Source organism: uncultured Methanobrevibacter sp., from assembly GCF_902784195.1.
Taxonomy (GTDB): Archaea; Methanobacteriota; Methanobacteria; order Methanobacteriales; family Methanobacteriaceae; genus Methanobrevibacter.
On record NZ_CACZTX010000006.1, the window covers coordinates 192,379 to 211,125 of the forward strand.

Genomic DNA, 18,747 nt, shown 5'->3' on the forward strand with positions numbered 1-18,747 from the left:
AAAAAACGTTGATAAATATACGAACAAATAAAAATTGTTTAAAAAAAAAGAAAAAGAAAAAGAGAATAAATCTCTTAATCTATTTTGCAACATCTTCGAGAGCTGCTGCAATTTGTGCCATAATTTGTTCGGTTTTGAAGTGGTTTTGGTTCATAGCACCAGATGGACATGCACCTACACAGGTACCACATCCTTTACATAATGCAACGTTAATAGCTGCGTGTTTGTCTGCGCCTTCACCTTCAATACTTACAGCACCGAATGGACATAATTCTACACATACTTCACATGCACCACAAACGGTGGTATCAGTGTCAGCAGTAATAGGTTCGATTTCTACTTCACCTTTAGCCATTGGGATAGATGCTCTTGATGCTGCAGCAGATCCTTGTGCTACTGCGTCAGGAATATCTTTAGGACCTTGTGCTACACCAGCAATGTAAACACCGTCAGTTAAAGTGTCAACAGGTCTGAGTTTTGGGTGAGCTTCCATGTAGAATCCGTCGGAAGTTCTGGATAAACCTAAGGTTTGTCTGAGTTCGTTAGATCCTTTAGGAGGTTCTAATCCTACAGATAATACAACTAAGTCGTAGGTGTATTCAGTTACTTTTCCGAGTAAGGTGTCTTCTGCTCTTACAGTTAAGGTTAAGTCATCGTTTTCGATGATTTCAGCAGGACGTCCTCTGATGAATTCAATTCCGTATTTTTCTTGGGAAGTTTTGTAGAACTCTTCGAATCCTTTACCGAATGAACGGATATCCATGTAGTAACAGGTTACTTCAGTGTCAGGTTCGTGGTCAATACATAATTGAGCGTTTTTCATGGAGTACATACAACATACTCTTGAACAGTAGGATTTACCGATTTGTTCATCTCTGGAACCGACACAGTGGATGAATGCAACACGTTTAGGTTCTTTACCGTCAGATGGTTTTTGTACGTGACCACCAGTAGGACCTGATGCGTTGATCATTCTTTCAATTTCCATTGCGGTAATTACGTTAGTGTATCTACCGTAACCGTATTCGTATTTTTCAGTTGGGTCATATGGGTCGTAACCGGTTGCTGCAATGATGGTACCAACATGGAGTTCGATTTCTTCTGGTTCCATGTTACGGTCGATTGCTTCAGGACCACATACGGTTTCACAAAGACCACAGTCGATACAGTAGTTTTTGTCGATAGTTGCACAGAGAGGTACTGCTTGAGGGAATGGGATGTAAGCTGCTCTTACCATACCTACACCTTCGTCGTAGTAGTTAGGTATTTCGATAGGACAGACTTCTTGACATTGTCCACATCCAGTACAGTCTTCTTCTTTAACGTATCTTGGTTTTTTCTCAACTTTTACAGTAAAGTTACCGATGTAACCGTCTACTTCTTTTACTTCTGCGTAAGTAATTAATTCAATGTTTTCGTGTTTGGAAGTGTCTACCATCTTAGGTGCGAGAATACACATGGAACAGTCTAAGGTAGGGAAGGTTTTGTCTAATTGACCCATTCTTCCACCGATAGTTGGGTTTCTTTCTACCATGTAGGTTTTGAATCCCATATCAGCTAAGTCTAATGCAGATTGAATACCTGCTACTCCACCACCAATAACGAGACATTTTTTGTCTACTGCTACTTTAGAAGCTTCGAGAGGTTCTAATAATCTTGCTTTTGCAACAGCCATACGAGTTAAGTCTTTTGCTTTTGCAGTTGCTTCAACAGGTTGGGTCATGTGTACCCAAGAGTCTTGTTCTCTTAAGTTAGCAAATTCAAATAAGAACTTGTTTAATCCAGCTTCTTCTACACATCTTCTGAAGGTAGGTTCGTGAAGTCTTGGAGAACATGCTGCTACTACGATTCTGTTTAAGTTGTGTTCTTTGATGTCATCTTGGATAAGACTTTGACCTGGGTCAGAACACATGTATTTGTAATCTTTTGCTACAACTACGTTAGGTAAAGTTTTTGCGTATTCTGCTACTTCAGGACAGTTTACGACTCCACCAACGTTTACACCACAGTGGCAAACATATACTCCCACTCTAATTTCTTCATTATTAATTTCTTCTGCCATTAAATCACCTTGTACAAGTAAAATGATTAATCATTTGATCTAATTTTTTAAATATATTATATATATAAAATATTAGACAGTTTAATTTTTCTAAAAAGTGAGTATATAAAGGTTTCTATAAATAAGTAGGAGTAAAGTATATATATGAGAAAAATTTAAATTAATAAAAATTTGTTAAATCACTAAATTTTAATTAGATAGTATTATTTTAATCAAAAAAGATAAAATTAATAGTTTTATTAAAAATAAATCAACATTAATTCTTTAATTTAAAAAATAAAATAGATTTAGATACACCTAAAAAATAAAAAAAATACAATGAAAATCTCAAAAAAGGGTGGAAAAGCCTTTAAAAATTGAAAAATTTACGAACAAAGATAAGAGTTCATATCAACTAAAAATAAATTTAGATAGAAAATAATTGTTATTAGGGTAAAAAAATAATAATTAATAGGATATTGATTTAAATAATGATAAATTCTTATTGTTATACAATTTAAGCTAATTTAAAGAATAAAAAAAGTAGTGTAACCTTTTTTGCAACACCCAAAAAACAGCAAAATTGGCCAAGTGAAATAAAAAAAATGAATAATAAAAAATTGATGAAAATCCTTAAAATGTTCGTTAAAGGATAAACATTAGGAATATAGGAATTGTCACAAGACTGAATACAGTGGATGTAAATATGCAATCAGAAGTGAGCTCCCAATCCAATCTGTAAGTAACAGCCAATACCAATCCTAACATTGCAGAGGACATGGCCGCTTCAATAAGTCCAATTGTATGTTCAAATCCAGTAATATTAAGTAAGGACAATACCCCTAATGCAATTAAAGGATAAATGATCAGTTTTATAAATGAAGCCAAACCTACCTCTTTGAAATGATTCTTCAATCCATCAATCTTTAATGACAATCCTAAGGATATCATAATAAGGGGAATGGTAGCGCCAGCTAAATAAGTCACCACAGTGGAACCAACAGAGGTGATTGGGATACTTAAGATGTTGAATGTTATCCCCAATATGATTGACCATAGAGGCAGGAATGTTAAGATCTTGCGAATAGCTACTTTGATTTCACCATCAAAAATCAATATCAGGATAAAGCTTAAAACAACGAAGATTATTGAAGTGGAAATATCACAAAATACCGCCCTTATCATACCGGCATTACCAAAGATTCCTTGAGTGATAGGATATCCTAAAAAACCGGTATTTCCTAAAACAACAACGATGACCAAACTCCAAATTTTCCTCTTGTCCCATCCTAAAAAATTTAGTAGCAAATAAGTTAATACTCCCACAATTAAACTAGTTATTAACATGTAAACAGTTAATATGCTTAACCTTGGAAGCAAGGAAACATCAGCAGTATACAAAGCATTGAAAATCATACATGGTAGAGCTATATTGATTACTATATTATTGAGGGTTTCAACATCATTTTCCTTTAAAAGGCCAATTTTTTTGGATAAGGCCCCTATCAGAATCATGACAATGATTGAAACAATAATAATCCTATAGTCCATACAATCAACTAGATAATTCAATAATTTAAAAAAAAATAATTAGTTAGATAAATTAAATTTATAAAAATAAGTTAAAATAGTTTTTGTAAAATTAAAAAAAATTGAAAAAAAATAGAAAATAAAAATAGATAAGAAAAAGTAGTTAAGAGAAATTACTCCCAACTATTGAAAATATTTTGATCAAACTTTTTTTAAAAGTTTGGTTAGTCTACAATACCATCAGTGGTTACTTTAAATACAGCTTCTCCTTCTGGTAAGTGAGGGCTGTCCACTAATCTAGCAATTCTCTTACCTGCTAAACCTTTTTTCAACCAGATTCTGTAAGTTGAAGCGTGTCCTAAAACGTGTCCACCAATAGCTTTTGTTGGACTTCCGAAGAATGCATCAGGTCTTGCTTGAACTTGGTTTGTAAGGAAAACCGCTACATTATAGGTATTTGCAACTTGTTGCAATGCATGCAAGTGTTGGTTTAGTTTTTGTTGTCTTACAGCTAAAGATTCTCTTCCAACATATTCTGCTCTGAAATGAGCCATAAGAGAGTCGACAATAACCAATCTTACATTAACGCCGCTTTGGATTAATTCATTGATTTTTTCAGCCATTAAGATTTGGTGAGAAGAGTTGAATGCTCTTGCAATGTGAATCTTTCTTAACACTTCTTCATGATCAAGGCCAAATGCATCTGCAATTTGTTCAACCCTTTCAGGTCTGAAAGTGTTTTCTGTATCAATGAATACGCATTCTCCATCTAAACCACCTTTTTCTTTAGGCAATTGGACAGTAACAGCCAATTCATGAGAAATTTGACTTTTACCTGATCCGAATTCACCAAACACTTCAGTAATAGCTTGAGTTTCGATTCCGCCACCGATTAACTCATCAACACCTTTACTTCCAGTGGTTATGCGACCAACATCACGTCTTCTTTCCATTACATCAAATGCTGTTTCAAAATCAATTTTTTCAGCTCTACGTGCTGCTTCAATAACCTTTTCAGCTACTCCTTCACCGATTTCTGCCTTAACAGACAATTCCTTAGCAGTTGCAGTAGCTAATCTCATCATATCAGCAAAGCCAGCTTCTCTTAATTTTTCAGCAGTTTTTTCTCCAACATTAGGTAAGTCTTCAAGTTCTACCATAATTATCAACCCATTAAACAAATTTATTAAATTTCATCATACTATAAAATTAAGGCTTAAAACTCATTTTTAAAAATCTTTTTAGGTCTAAGCCTTATTTCTTCATCATAATTATTGTAATTTACATCAACAAGCAATTCTAAGGTTCTTCCTTCAAGATCCATTGCTTTGGTTTCCAAGAATCCTAAATCCCCTTCACTTTCTTCATATAATGTTACTATGTCATCATGTTTCATATCCAATAATTGTTCCACCAATTCATTGAAGAAAGTTATTTGAATCTCACCTGTATCATCAGTGAGCTTTCCAGGAAGCATCAATAGATATTTAGGTTTATCAATATAATTTCCACAATGAGGACATTCCTCTTCATCCTCATCCTCTAAAGTACGATTACATACAGGACATTTTGGCATTAAAATCCTTTCTATGTATGGATTAGAGAATATACCCTTTACTTTTACACTTCTATCCTCCAATTCAAGACTTGCAATGTCTTTTGAAGTGTATAATATATCTTGCAATTCATTTATATCTGGAAGACTGGTTAATTCATTATAGGAAGGTTGCAATATATTTGTTGAATTGCCTATGGATAACTCTACACGATTGCTCATATCATTGTAGTTTATACGTGGATTTTGAATTTTGATTGCCTCATTGATATCATAAGGCAAATTGGTTTTATCATCCCATAATGTTACAGCTATAAAACCTGAATCATCACCAATAGTCATATTTCTAACTAAACCCTTAGTTCCATCTTGCCTTTCAAATTCACGAGTGTCTTCAATTTCCAAGATCCTTGCAACGACTTTAATGTTCATGTCATCTTCATCTATATCGATAATCTTCTTGGATTCATAGATTTGTTCTTCTAACTCTTCAAATGAAGGTAAATCAGATGATTCAGCATCAGAAAGCTCAATGACTCTAGTTGTTTTTCCAACATTGAGTTCAACCTCATACATGCCTAACCTGGTTCTGGCATTTTCAATTTGATATGCTTTTCCTATGCCATAGGAAGCTTCTGCCTTATCATCCCAGAATGAGATTCTAACTTTTCCAGTTGAGTCCGCAATATCTCCAGAACGGACAAAGCCAGTAGAGCCATCATCCCTTTGGAAGGAATGGGAATCATTAAGGGTAATTAATCTGCCGATGATGTCGACCTCTTCACCATCATCCTCATGATCTTGAACTTCACTAATGGTAATTGGTCCCAATTTAATTGCAATTTCATTTAAACTTTCAGCTAAATCCTCGTTTCCTTCAGGGTTAACTCTTAATTCAGTGTTCCAATTGGTATTTACTCTGTATCCACTGGTTGCATAATCATCATATTCAATATTACCGCCCATGACTTTAAGGATATCACCTTTAGATACTTTTAATTTAGTGTCGTCTCCCCAAAGGGTAACTCTTATTGAACCGGAATCATCAGTGATTTCAATTGATTTCACGAAACCTTTGGTTCCATCCTGTCTATCGAATTGGATAGTGTCTTGGATTTTAGTTACAATACCTACTAAAGTAACATCATTGATTTCACGGGCATTTCCAATTTTAATAATGTTTTCCTCATATTCCGGAATGTCATAGTCCCCTTCAACCTTAAGGATTCTGCCGTCCCAGTGGGATAATGAGATTTCCCCATTTCTTTCCCTGGATTGCTCATTAAGGATTTTAACAATATCCCCCTCTTTCAAATCGAGGCTGTTTATCAACTTAACATCCTTATTCCATAATGTGTAAGCAATCTTTCCGGTTTTATCCTGAACTTCAAGTGAGGTTACCTTTCCTTTCTTTCCATTGCTTTCATATGAGTGAGGAGTCGGAACCCTGATTAATCTTCCAATAATGCTTACTTTTTCATCAGGAACAATGTCTGAGATTGAAACAATGTTTTCTTCATAAACTGGGAACTCAGCGATGTTTTTTGGATAGTTTTCACTTGTCTCATCTATTGTTCTAAGCAAAGATCTAGGACGTAGAGAAAATTCCTTGCCTCCTCTGAATCCATCCTTACAATCAATGTCTGAAATTTCAACAATGTCCCCTTCACTGATATGTTTAAGATGCTTAATGTTTTCAGTCCAAAGTACAAGTCTTACTTCTCCTGTATTGTCAGCAATTTGCATATTTGCAAGCTTTCCATCCTCTCCTTTTCTGGAAGTGAACAATTTTGGATTGGAAATAGACATTACCCTTGCAATAACGCTAAATCCTTGACGGCCAGGTTCAACTTCTGCAATTGTCTTTGGAGTGCCTACATCAAAATCAGCTACAGTTTCGCCTTTAGTTTCCTCTCCAGTGAATGGATTTACTACCATGTCGATGAAATCTTTATCACTGAAAAATGAAGCGTCTTTGTATTCTTCTTTAAATTTATTAAATTTGTCTATGAATTCATCCTTTGATAAAGCATCCTGAACTTTTTCCCAACCATCCTTAATGTATTGGAAATCTTCTTCACTAATATCTTCAGCTAAATTCATTCCATTGAAAAATTCTTTATCCATACCAAACCCTCGTTTTCTTTTAAATTATAAATTTAGTAAAAATAACCAATAAAATAATAATCTAAACAATTATAAATAAAAATTTGAAGTTTTTCAGTCAAATTTCATTAAAGTTTTTTGGAATTTACTTTGATCACTATTTTATCACAATTTTTTCAAGTTAAATTATAATTTAATTTTTTCTATATATAATAATTAAGACAGAGCATTTGAAAACTAATAGTAGCATTTCAACTGAAAAAAATCAAGCGAAAAATAAAGGTCTATTAATTCCCAAAGCCTTTTTAAAAATGTAACCATTTAAGATAATTAAGTAATGAAATAAGAATAAATAAAATTATTAAATAAATTTTTGTAAAAAAATAATTCTTAACATGCATCATTTTAAAAAATTTATTATTTTAAAAAATTTATCTATCAAATCATTAATTCATTATAATTATATATTTATAATCTATATTATTTTAATATTTTTAATATCCAAATTAAGATTTAAATTCTTATCACAAACAAATCAAAAAAAATTATCAAATCATGTTAAATTTTTATTGAAAATCCTAAGGATTGTAGTATAAATATTAAAACATTGGCGCTTATAAAAGTTTATTTTATCATGTCTCATAATTTAAAGCCCAAGTGATTTATTCAAATTTCAAAACTTAAATACCATAGGTCTTATTTTTAAAAATTAAGTCTGTAATTATCAATTAATTTGCTCAATATATAAATATATGCTTTTTTTCATTATAATAATTGAAAATAGCATCAATTTAACGATTTAAAGCAAATATATTAATTTTTTTAAAAAATAACTAAATCATTACAATTTTAAAATGAAGATAAAAAATAGAAAAGTGATTAGGTGTCAAGTTAGGGAAATAAAGAGAGATTAGTAAGCATTATCATCTCTTTTGAAAATAGTTTTTAGCATTATCTGAACATCTAAAGCCAAGCTCCAGTTTTCTACATAGCGAATATCATATTCAATACGCTTTTCAATTGAAGTGTTTCCCCTATATCCATTGACTTGAGCAAGCCCTGTAAGTCCTGGTCTTACTTGGTGCTTAACCATGTATTTTGGAATTGACTTTTTGAATTGCTCTACAAAATATGGCCTTTCTGGGCGAGGACCAACAACACTCATTTCCCTTTTCAATACATTGAAGAACTGAGGCAATTCATCTATGCTCATTCTTCTAATGAAAGATCCGACTCTTGTTTTTCTTGGATCATCTTCAGTGGTCCATTGGGATTTTTCCTCATCCTCATCCTGAACCTTCATGCTTCTAAACTTATACATCATGAATGGCTTACCGCCATACCCTATTCTTTCCTGTTTAAAGATGATTGGTCCAGGTGATTCCAATTTAATTGCAATGGCTGTTACGAGCATTATTGGAGAGGTAATGATAATTGCTACAATAGCTACAAAATAATCTTCAAGAATCTTTTTGAATTTATTGAAAGCATCATCCAAAGGAACATATCGTATATTGATTATTGGCAAATCATCCAACATATCAACTGAAGGCCTTGCAGGCAAGTATTTATAATAATCCGGAATGATTTCCGCCTTGATTCCCTCTTCTTCACATGCATCCACTATTTCATTTAAGTGATAATAATATTGCAATGGAATAGCTATAACTACCCTATCAAATTTATGGGTCTTCAAAACATCCGGCAAATCCTTAAAGGTACCTATGAATTTGATTCCTTCATATGTTTTCCCGAGATGCTCTTTCCTTCCTAAAAATCCTCCAATTTTATATCCCAAATAGGTTTTGGAATTGATCTTATGGGCAAATGTGAAAGCCAATTCGTTATCACCAATGATAAGCATATGCTTTAGATTACGATTGTTAACCCTCATAAACCTTAAGACCAATATTACAAGAGCCCTTTCGATAATGGTGAAAATCATACCGAACAGACTTAAGAGGAATAGCATAATCCTTGAAAAGTCAGGCTGGTCTATAACGAATAAAATAGCTACCAATATGATAAAAGCCATTATATCCGATTTGATTATATCCTCTGCACCAGAGAATATGGAGGATTTGTTCCTAAAGGGTTTGTATAATCCAAAAAAGTAGTATAGCAACAGATAAGTAGGAATAATGCATACAATAGTGAATATCAAATAATGCATAAAGGGCAAGGATCCTCCTAAAGGACCAAATAATGTGGTTTTGAATCTAACATAATAAGCTAGAACCAATGAGAATAGAATTACAAGAACATCTATTACCACAAGCAATGAATTCAATATTCTTTGATTTTCTTTAATCATTTACTATGCCCCTATTGATAAAAAATTTTAATTAAATTGTAAAAAAATATGAATTTTTATTGCATTATAAAAATTTATTGCATTATATAAATTATCGTAATTGTTTAAATAAATTTTATAATAAAATTTTTAAATAAAATTTACCAATTATAGATTTAAAACCTATCGTTTATAAAATTACCTAAAAATTTTTATCTTAGATATTTAAATTAAGACCTAAAAGCATTCCTGATTAAATTGAAAATCAATAAAACGCCTATTCCAATATAAACGGCAATGTTTACAAGGATATTGTACTTTTTAGTGTAATGTTTCCTATAAAAGACATACATTGCCCTATAAAATTCATAAAGGATCTTTGGATTTCTCTTCTTGGTCTTTCTATCTTCACTGCTTGCCCCTTTGTAGTGAATGATTTCAGCTTCACCAAAGTAAACGATTCTCCATCCGGCCTGCTTTATCCTGTAGCACCAATCAATGTCCTCTCCATACATGAAGAAAGTGTCATCCAAAAGGCCAATATCATTAATTGTTGTTCTTCTAACAAGCATGAATGCTCCAACTAAGCAATCGATTTCATAAACTCCGTCATCATCTAAGTCATCTAGATTATAATCGTCTTTGCCGCTATTTGTTTTAACGTTGAATAGCTTATAGAAAGCATTTGCAGGATTTGGAAAGCTTCGTTTGCAAGCCTTGTCAAGAGATCCATCTGCGAGTGAGACCTTACATCCCAATGCACCTACATCTGCATTTGTGCCTTTGGTCATATAATCCATACACTTGTCGATTGTAGCTTCCTTTATAAGTGTATCTGAATTTAAAAGAAGGATATACTCCCCTTTAGCTTGTTCAATAGCTAAATTGTTAGCCTTTGCAAAACCATCATTGTTGGAGTTGGCTATAAGCTTAATGATTCCTCTTGATATCTCATCCTTGAAGTAGTCCTCTAATTTAGCCAAACTATCATCTGTTGACTTATTGTCTACAAGAAAGATTTCATATGTATAATGTGTTGGCTCAGCCAAGCATGAATCAATGGTCTCCTTTGTTAATTTGAATGTATTGTAATTAACAATGATAATTGATAAATCTAAATCTCTCATTTTATTACACCTAAAGTAAAGCATTATTTCATAATAATTATAATGACTTTTTACACCTAAAGTAAAGCATTATTTCCTTAAATAAGCAAAAGTGTTTTTGATAAGTTTCCATTCTATTTTAAAGTAATTTTTCCAGTTTTTTCTTAAAAATGGGGTTTTTGTTAATTTTTTTCTATCCCCTAAACCTTCCTTGACTCCATCCAAATAAGTGGAACCGTATCCTTTCCTTACAAAGAAAAGGTATTTGATTAAAAAACCAAGGAATAAAAATATGAAATTGATGATCTTCTGCAATATTGGGAAGTTCTTATAAATCAGGAATACGTTGTTACGGGCTGCCAATCTGATTTTGAATTCATTGTATCTGCTTCCGCTTGTTGCGCTTCCATAGTGGTAAACAATTGAGTTTGGGCAGAAGTAATTCTTATATCCGTAAATCTGAGACCTGTAAGCAAGATCAATGTCCTCAACATAAGCAAAAAAATTATCATCAAAAAGCCCTATTTCCTCTAGGACTGATTTTCTATACAATGCTGCACCAGCACAGGATGAAAATATTTCCCTCTTTTCGTTATATCTTTCTACAGGCTGGCCGTCTCCTATCTTTTTTGTCCATGCAAGTATAGTGTACTCATCACCAGCATCATCAATCAGCTTTCTATTGTAGTGCTGGATCATCTTTGACTGAATTGAAAATGGATTTTCTCCCAATTCAATTGACTCATCCATGGCCTTGATGATCTCTTCCAAAGCGTTCCATTCAAGTTCCACATCATTGTTTACAGAATAGATGTATTCGCTCTTTGCCGCTTTAATACCTTGATTAACTGCAGGGGCAAAGCCTAGATTTTCATCGTTTTTGATTAAAACTATGTCAATTGGATAGTTAGAACTTCTCATGAACTCTTCAATGAATTCTATGCTTCCATCAGTAGAATTATTGTCGATTAAAATAATCTCTTCAATGAATCTGCTTTGAATCAATAATGTTTCAAAATAGTTATTCAAGAATTTCAATCCATTGTAATTTGGTGTGACTACTGATACTTTCATAAAATCACTTTTAGAGCAAAAATTTAAACTTTAATTTTTTAGTATTTTTTATTATTTAATTTATAATAATCATGAATAATCATTTCTTAGAATTTTAATTATAATAATCATGAAAAAATCATTTCTTAGAATACATCTTCTCATAATATTCCTGATACTCACCGGATTTGACCTTTTCCATCCAATCCTGATTATCAAGATACCAATTGATTGTTTCTATGATACCTGTCTCAAAAGTGTATTTAGGCTTCCAGCCTAATTCCTCTGTTATCTTAGTTGAATCAATTGCATAGCGCCTGTCATGGCCTAATCTGTCTTTAACGAATTTAATCAATGATTCGCTCTTGCCAAGCTCTTTTAAAATGAGCTTTACGATTTCAATGTTTTCCTTTTCATTATGGCCACCAATATTGTAGACCTCTCCTAATTTCCCATTATGGAGAACAAGGTCAACAGCTGTACAATGGTCATAGACATGCAACCAATCCCTAATGTTCTTTCCATCACCATAAACAGGCAATTCCTTATCCTCTAAAGCGTTAGAAATCATTAAAGGAATAAGCTTTTCAGGGAATTGATAAGGACCATAATTGTTTGAGCATCTTGTGATGTTGATTGGCAATCCGAATGTTTCTCCATAGGCTCTAACCATTAAATCTGCACCTGCCTTTGATGCGGAATATGGGCTGTTTGCCTGAAGTGGGCTTTCTTCTGTGAAATACCCTTCTTTACCTAGGCTTCCATACACTTCATCAGTAGAAACCTGCAAAAACTTTTTAATGCCATGCTTTTTGGCAGCATCCAACAATACTTGAGTACCAATAATATTGGTTTTGATGAATATTTGAGGATCTTCTATGCTGCGGTCTACATGGCTTTCAGCAGCAAAATGAACTATATAATCAGTATCCTTGACAATAGAATCAACCAATTCCTCATCTTGAATGTCACCTTTAACAAAGGCATAGTTAGGATTGTCTTCAATATCCTCCAAATTTTCAAGATTTCCACAGTATGTAAGGGCATCTAAATTGACAATCTCATAATCAGGATACTTTTCAAGCATATATTTTACAAAATTGCTTCCTATAAATCCTGCTCCTCCTGTAATTAAAACTTTAGTCATAAAAATCACTTAAAATATTAATTTTCAAAAAATTATGATTTGAATAAAAATTAAATACTAAAAATTAAAAATCTGTTTCAGTTTCCTTTAATGGTTTCCATAATTTATCCTTTTCAGATAAAAGAATGTTCTCTTTGCCAATATTCTCTAATGGCCAATCAATAGCTATATCTGGATCATTCCAAATAATTCCACCTTCATCCTCACCATTGTAGAAATCAGTGCATTTATAAACAAATTCAGCCTCATCAGATAAGACTAAAAATCCATGAGCAAAGCCTTTTGGAATGAAAAGCTGTTTCTTGTTTTCCTCAGAAAGAATTTCACCTATCCATTTTCCATATGTTTTAGATTCTTTTCTTAAATCTACTCCAACATCAAAAACTTCCCCCTTAATAACACGAACCAATTTACCTTGAGGTTGTGTATATTGAAAATGAAGTCCTCTTAAAACTCCTTTTGATGATTTTGATTGATTGTCCTGGACAAAGGTCAAGTCAATTCCTTCCTCCTTGAAATCATTCTCATTATAGGTTTCCATAAAGTATCCTCTCTCATCACCAAAAACAGTTGGCTCAACAGTGAAAACTCCTTCAATCTCACTTTTAGTAATTTTGAATTTACCCATTTTTCCACTCCTAACGCTTTCTCTCAGCCAGCTCAATTAAATATTGGCCATATTCTGTTTTCTTAAGAGGATTAGCTAGCCTCAATAAATCTTCTTTATTTATATATCCTTTCAAGTATGCTATTTCCTCTAGACAAGCAATGTACAAGCTTTGTCTTCTTTGCACTGTTTCAATGAAGTTACTTGCCTCAAGCAAGCCGTCATGAGTTCCAGTATCCAGCCAAGCCATTCCTCTACCAAGCAATTCAACCTTAAGCTTACCACACTTAAGATACTCTTCATTGATTGAGGTTATTTCAAGCTCGCCTCTATCTGATGGCTTAACATTCTTAGCGATTTCAATAACATCATTGTCATAGAAATAAAGTCCAGGAACAATGTAATTGGATTTAGGATGCTCAGGCTTCTCTTCAATGGACAAGACATTCCAATCCTTATCAAACTCTACAACACCGAATTCCTCAGGCCTGTTTGTATAATAACCAAAGACAACTGCTCCCTCTTCAAGGGAACATGCCCTTTCCAATATTTCTGTGAACCTATGTCCATGGAACACATTGTCTCCTAAGATAAGAGCAACATTGTCATCACCAATGAATTCCTCACCAATGATGAATGCTTCAGCCAAACCATTAGGATTTTCCTGCTCTGCATAAGAGAAAGACATTCCCAAATCAGAACCGTCCCCCAATAATTCCTTATACATCGGCAAGTCTCTTGGAGTTGAGATGATGAGGATATCCCTAATGTTAGCTAACATTAATACGGATATCGGATAATAGATCATCGGTTTATCATATAAAGGCAATAGCTGTTTGGAAACAGCCTTTGTAATTGGATACAATCTTGTTCCAGCGCCACCAGCCAATACGATTCCTTTCATATAATCACTCACTTTTATAAAAATTATTCTGTAAATTATTTATAAATTATTTGTAAATTATTCTGTAAAATTTTTTGTAAAATTATAAAAATTATTTTAAAATAATCAAATCTTTCTAAGTCTCTTGAAAAAGTTATACAATGATAAATAAGAACCTAAAGCCTCTTTATAATCTCTCATTGGAACAAATCCAGATGCATTCCACTTTTTATTATCTAAAACGGAATAATGAGGTCTTGGAGCAGGTCTTGGGAATTCCTCGGTGCTTACTGGAATTACATTAACATCAACATTGGATAATTCAAATATCAGTTTAGCAAACTCATACCAAGAAATTTCCCCTTCATTTGTCACATGGTAAATTCCATACTTATCGCTATGCAATAGATTGGTAATGGCTACCGCCAAATCAAGAGAATAAGTTGGAGAACCTATCTGATCGTTGACAACGGTTATCTCATCATGAGTCTCTGCCAAATCCAACATTGTCTTTACAAAATTGTTTCCATGAAGGCCATATAGCCATGCAGTACGAAGAATGAAATATTTATCAGTGTTTTCCTGAATGAATTTCTCTCCTTCCAATTTTGTTTTTCCATAAGCGCTTTGAGGACCTAACTTATCTGTTTCAATAAGAGGAGTTCTTTTGCTTCCATCAAAGACATAATCTGTGCTGATATGGACTAAAGGAATGTCTTGCTTTTTGCAAGCGATGGCTAAATTTTTAGGGCCTATTGCATTTACAGCATATGCTTCATCAAAATGTGTTTCACAATCATCGACAGCAGTATAAGCTGCAGCATTAACCACTAAATCAGGTGATTTTTCACTGATAAACTCCATCACTTTCTCTTCATCAGTAATGTCCAAATCCTTAGAACCGGTACAGATCAATTCAAAGTTTTTAAGAACCTCTCTTAAATCAGAACCTAACATTCCATAGGCACCAGTTATCATTATTTTCATAAAATTCCTCAAATTAAATTAAAATATAAATTAAAGTATAATAAACTATTATAATATAGTTTTTAGTTTTATAAAATATAAATATATTCTATCGATTATAATATCATGAATTATGAATTATATAAAATATTTATATCTTATAAAAACTATAAATAAAATCGTATAAACTATTAAAATTAAAAATTAATAATTTTAAGAAGAAGTTGAAAATAAAATAATAATATTTTAAGAACAAACGAAATTAAAAAAGCAATAATTGAAAAAATAATTTTAAAAAATATTTAACAATTACAAAAACAAAATGATCAGGCGATATTTATGAAAATTTGTATTGTAGGTCAAGGTTACATTGGATTGCCAACAGCTGCATTGTTTGCTAAAAATGGCTGTGAAGTCCTTGGAGTAGACGTAAATGAAGAGATTGTTGATAAATTAAACCAAGGGATTGCTCATATTGAAGAACCGGGAATTACAGAAGCTATTGAAAATGCCGTTGAAAAAGGGCACTATCATGCTTCATTGAAGCCGGAGGAGGCAGATACATTCATCATTACAGTTCCTACACCTTATGTGAAAGAGGACTTGAGCTGTGATTTAAGCTATGTAATATCTGCATGCCAATCCATCTTGCCTGTTTTGAATAAGGGAAATGTTGTTATCATTGAATCCACAATAGCCCCTATGTCCACTGATGAGATAATTAAACCAATTTTTGAAAATGAAGGATTTGTAATTGGAGAAGATTTATTCCTCGCTCATTGCCCTGAAAGAGTTCTCCCTGGACAAATCATGGAAGAATTGGTTAACAACAACAGAATCGTAGGTGGAATAACAGAAGAGTGCAGCCGTAAAGCTGCAGACGTTTATAGAACCTTTGTTGAAGGGGAAATAATTGAAACTGAAGCAAAAACTGCAGAATTGTCCAAATGTATGGAAAACACATTTAGAGATGTGAATATTGCACTTGCCAACGAACTTGCAAAGATTGGCGCAGAAATTGGAGTGAATGCACTTGATGTTATTGAAATGGCTAACAAGCACCCAAGAGTGAATATCCATAGCCCAGGCCCTGGTGTAGGTGGACACTGCTTGGCAATTGACCCTTATTTCATTTATGCAAAGGCACCTGAAACCGCAAAGATAATCAAGTTGGCAAGGGATACAAACAACAGCATGCCAGGATTTGTAATAGAGAATACCGGCAAAATCTTATCCAATCTTGATGCGGATGCAGAAAAGATCTCTGTATTTGGAGTTGCATATAAGGGAAATACTGATGATGCAAGGGAAAGCCCTGCATTTGAAATAATCACTGGATTGAAGGCAGCAGGATACGAAATAGCTATCCACGACCCTCACTTTGACAATCCTGAATACTTCGATTTTGATGAAGCAACTAAAGACTCCTCATTGGTATTGATCTTAACAGACCATGACCAATTCAAGGACTTGGATTATGAAAAATTATCTAAGAACATGAAAGCAAAAATCATCTTTGACACTAAAAACATAATCAAGGAAGTGCCAGAGGACATTACATTAATAAACTATGGAAATTTGTACAAATACAACAAATAATCCTATTCATACTAACTAACTATCATTAACTCTTTTTAAATGAGGTGAAAATATGTCAACAATTGCTGAAAAGATATTTGCTAGAGCTTCCGGCAAAGGAGAAGCTGAAGCTGGCGACATTGTCATGGCAGATATCGATATAGCTATGATGCATGATTTGACTGGACCTCTCGCAGTTGAATCATTCGAAAAAATAGGGACTGAGAAAGTATGGGATTCATCTAAAATCGTGATTCCATTTGACCATCAGGTCCCAGCAGATTCTTTAGATTCTGCCAATAACCATATATTGATGAGAAAATTTGTAAAGGAACAAGGAATTGAAAACTTCTATGATGTAAAGGAAGGGGTTTGTCATCAGGTCTTGCCTGAAAAAGACCATGTAATACCTGGAACCGTTATTGTAGGTGCAGACTCACATACATGCACATATGGAGCTCTTGGCGCATTTGCAACTGGAATCGGCTCTACAGATATGGCAATGGTCCTATCAAGGTACCGGAAACAATCAGATTCAATGTGGAAGGAAAACTGAAAGAGAACACATCAGCAAAGGATGTGATATTGAATATCATAGGACAAGTTGGAGCAGATGGTGCAACCTATAAGTCATGTGAATTTGCAGGAGAAACCATCTCCGACATGAGCATTTCAGATAGGATGGTCCTATCAAATATGGCAATTGAAATGGGAGGAAAAACAGGTCTTATAGAACCAGATGAAAAGACATATGATTACTTAAAAGACCGTGTAAGCGGTGAAAATAAAAACAGGCTTAAGGCATTTGTGGAAAAATCAAATCTTACAAGTGACCTTGATTCTCCAAGCCTTGAAATCATTGATATTGATGTAAGCGAGCTTGAACCGCAAATAGCTTGCCCTCATAATGTGGATAATGTAAAGCCTGCAAGTGAGCTTGGTGATGTTGAACTCGATCAAGTCTTCATCGGTTCATGCACAAATGGAAGAATCGAAGATTTAAGAGATGCTGCAAGGATATTGAAAGGAAACAAGATAGATATTTGTAGAGGCTGGAGCCCTTGTTTCAGCGCCATGCTGCGGACCATGTCTTGGTGGACATACTGGCCTTATCGGACCGGATGAGGTAAGTCTTTCAACATCCAACAGAAACTTTAAGGGAAGACAAGGAAGCCCAGAAGGAAAGGTTTACCTATCTTCAGCTAAAGTGGCTGCTCAATCAGCTATCGAAGGAAGAATTGCTGTTCCTAAGGAGGAATAAATCTATATTCAGAGGTAAAAATATGAAAGGGAAGGTTTGGAAATTTGGAAATGACATTGATACAGACATTATTCTTCCAGGAAGATACTTGATTTACACTGATGAGGAAAGGTTATCTGAGCATTGCATGGAAGGATTGGTATCTGACTTTAAGTCAAAAGTGAATGCAGGTGACTTCATTCTTGGAGGAACAAACTTCGGATGCGGATCCAGTAGAGAGCATGCACCAATAGCTATTAAAGGATGTGGAATTTCCGCTGTAATAGCTGAATCCTTTGCAAGAATATTCTATAGAAACGCAACAAATGTAGGCGTTCCTCTTTTGGAAGCCCCTGGAGTGTCTGAACTTATTGAAGACGGTGAAGAAATAGAAGTGGACATGGAAAAGGGATTGATCATATCAGAAAGCGGAAAGGAAATCGAATTTAAGAAATTGCCTCCATTCATGCTTGAAATCCTTGAATCTGGTGGTTTAATCAATTACTTGAAAAATCAAAAGAATGAATAATTTTTTAACAAATTATATTCTAAAAATTTCTTTAAAAATTTCTCTAAAAAATTTATTGATAATTACATAGAAATTAGTTTTAAATTATTTTTTTATTATTTCATGAGGTTAAA

At 33.5% G+C, this 18,747-nt stretch carries 13 protein-coding genes and 1 pseudogene; 3 read left to right on the plus strand and 11 right to left on the minus strand.

Annotated elements, in window-relative coordinates:
* Positions 1-79: 79 nt before the first annotated feature.
* From QZU90_RS05790 to rfbD, 11 genes are all read right to left on the minus strand, one after another.
* The gene (locus QZU90_RS05790) at positions 80-2,062 is read right to left on the minus strand and encodes a CoB--CoM heterodisulfide reductase iron-sulfur subunit A family protein (protein WP_296856052.1); all 1,983 of its coding nucleotides are present in this window, start codon (positions 2,060-2,062) and stop codon (positions 80-82) included.
* A 624-nt stretch (positions 2,063-2,686) separates the two neighbouring features.
* On the minus strand, positions 2,687-3,592 hold the full coding sequence (locus QZU90_RS05795) for an AEC family transporter (protein WP_296856054.1): 906 nt from the start codon (positions 3,590-3,592) through the stop codon (positions 2,687-2,689).
* Positions 3,593-3,795: 203 nt separating this feature from the next.
* Positions 3,796-4,731, minus strand: a complete 936-nt coding sequence (gene radA / locus QZU90_RS05800) for a DNA repair and recombination protein RadA (protein WP_292787566.1) — start codon at positions 4,729-4,731, stop codon at positions 3,796-3,798.
* Positions 4,732-4,787: 56 nt separating this feature from the next.
* A complete protein-coding gene (locus tag QZU90_RS05805; protein WP_295608633.1) occupies positions 4,788-7,253 on the minus strand; it encodes an OB-fold nucleic acid binding domain-containing protein in 2,466 nt (821 codons plus the stop codon).
* An 889-nt stretch (positions 7,254-8,142) separates the two neighbouring features.
* A complete protein-coding gene (locus QZU90_RS05810) occupies positions 8,143-9,546 on the minus strand; it encodes an undecaprenyl-phosphate glucose phosphotransferase (protein WP_296856057.1) in 1,404 nt (467 codons plus the stop codon).
* Positions 9,547-9,755: 209 nt separating this feature from the next.
* Positions 9,756-10,652, minus strand: a complete 897-nt coding sequence (locus QZU90_RS05815) for a glycosyltransferase family 2 protein (protein WP_296856059.1) — start codon at positions 10,650-10,652, stop codon at positions 9,756-9,758.
* A 69-nt stretch (positions 10,653-10,721) separates the two neighbouring features.
* Positions 10,722-11,705: a glycosyltransferase family 2 protein gene (locus QZU90_RS05820; RefSeq protein WP_296856061.1), complete on the minus strand. Its 984-nt coding sequence runs from the start codon at positions 11,703-11,705 to the stop codon at positions 10,722-10,724.
* Positions 11,706-11,823: 118 nt separating this feature from the next.
* On the minus strand, positions 11,824-12,831 hold the full coding sequence (rfbB, locus tag QZU90_RS05825; protein ID WP_296856063.1) for a dTDP-glucose 4,6-dehydratase: 1,008 nt from the start codon (positions 12,829-12,831) through the stop codon (positions 11,824-11,826).
* A 64-nt stretch (positions 12,832-12,895) separates the two neighbouring features.
* A complete protein-coding gene (gene rfbC, locus QZU90_RS05830) occupies positions 12,896-13,459 on the minus strand; it encodes a dTDP-4-dehydrorhamnose 3,5-epimerase (RefSeq protein ID WP_296856065.1) in 564 nt (187 codons plus the stop codon).
* Between the two features lie 10 nt (positions 13,460-13,469).
* Entirely contained in the window at positions 13,470-14,342 is an 873-nt protein-coding gene (gene rfbA / locus QZU90_RS05835) for a glucose-1-phosphate thymidylyltransferase RfbA (RefSeq protein WP_296856066.1), read from the minus strand.
* A 105-nt stretch (positions 14,343-14,447) separates the two neighbouring features.
* The gene (rfbD, locus tag QZU90_RS05840) at positions 14,448-15,308 is read right to left on the minus strand and encodes a dTDP-4-dehydrorhamnose reductase (RefSeq protein WP_296856068.1); all 861 of its coding nucleotides are present in this window, start codon (positions 15,306-15,308) and stop codon (positions 14,448-14,450) included.
* A 318-nt stretch (positions 15,309-15,626) separates the two neighbouring features.
* Here rfbD and QZU90_RS05845 point away from each other — a divergent pair, with 318 nt between their 5' ends.
* The 3 genes and pseudogenes from QZU90_RS05845 (at position 15,627) to QZU90_RS05855 (ending at position 18,634) form a co-directional block, all read left to right on the plus strand.
* Entirely contained in the window at positions 15,627-16,886 is a 1,260-nt protein-coding gene (locus QZU90_RS05845) for a nucleotide sugar dehydrogenase (RefSeq protein WP_296856070.1), read from the plus strand.
* A 52-nt stretch (positions 16,887-16,938) separates the two neighbouring features.
* Positions 16,939-18,126, plus strand: a pseudogene (locus QZU90_RS05850) (3-isopropylmalate dehydratase large subunit).
* 22 nt (positions 18,127-18,148) lie between these two features.
* Positions 18,149-18,634, plus strand: a complete 486-nt coding sequence (locus tag QZU90_RS05855; RefSeq protein WP_296856071.1) for a 3-isopropylmalate dehydratase small subunit — start codon at positions 18,149-18,151, stop codon at positions 18,632-18,634.
* Positions 18,635-18,747 lie beyond the last annotated feature (113 nt).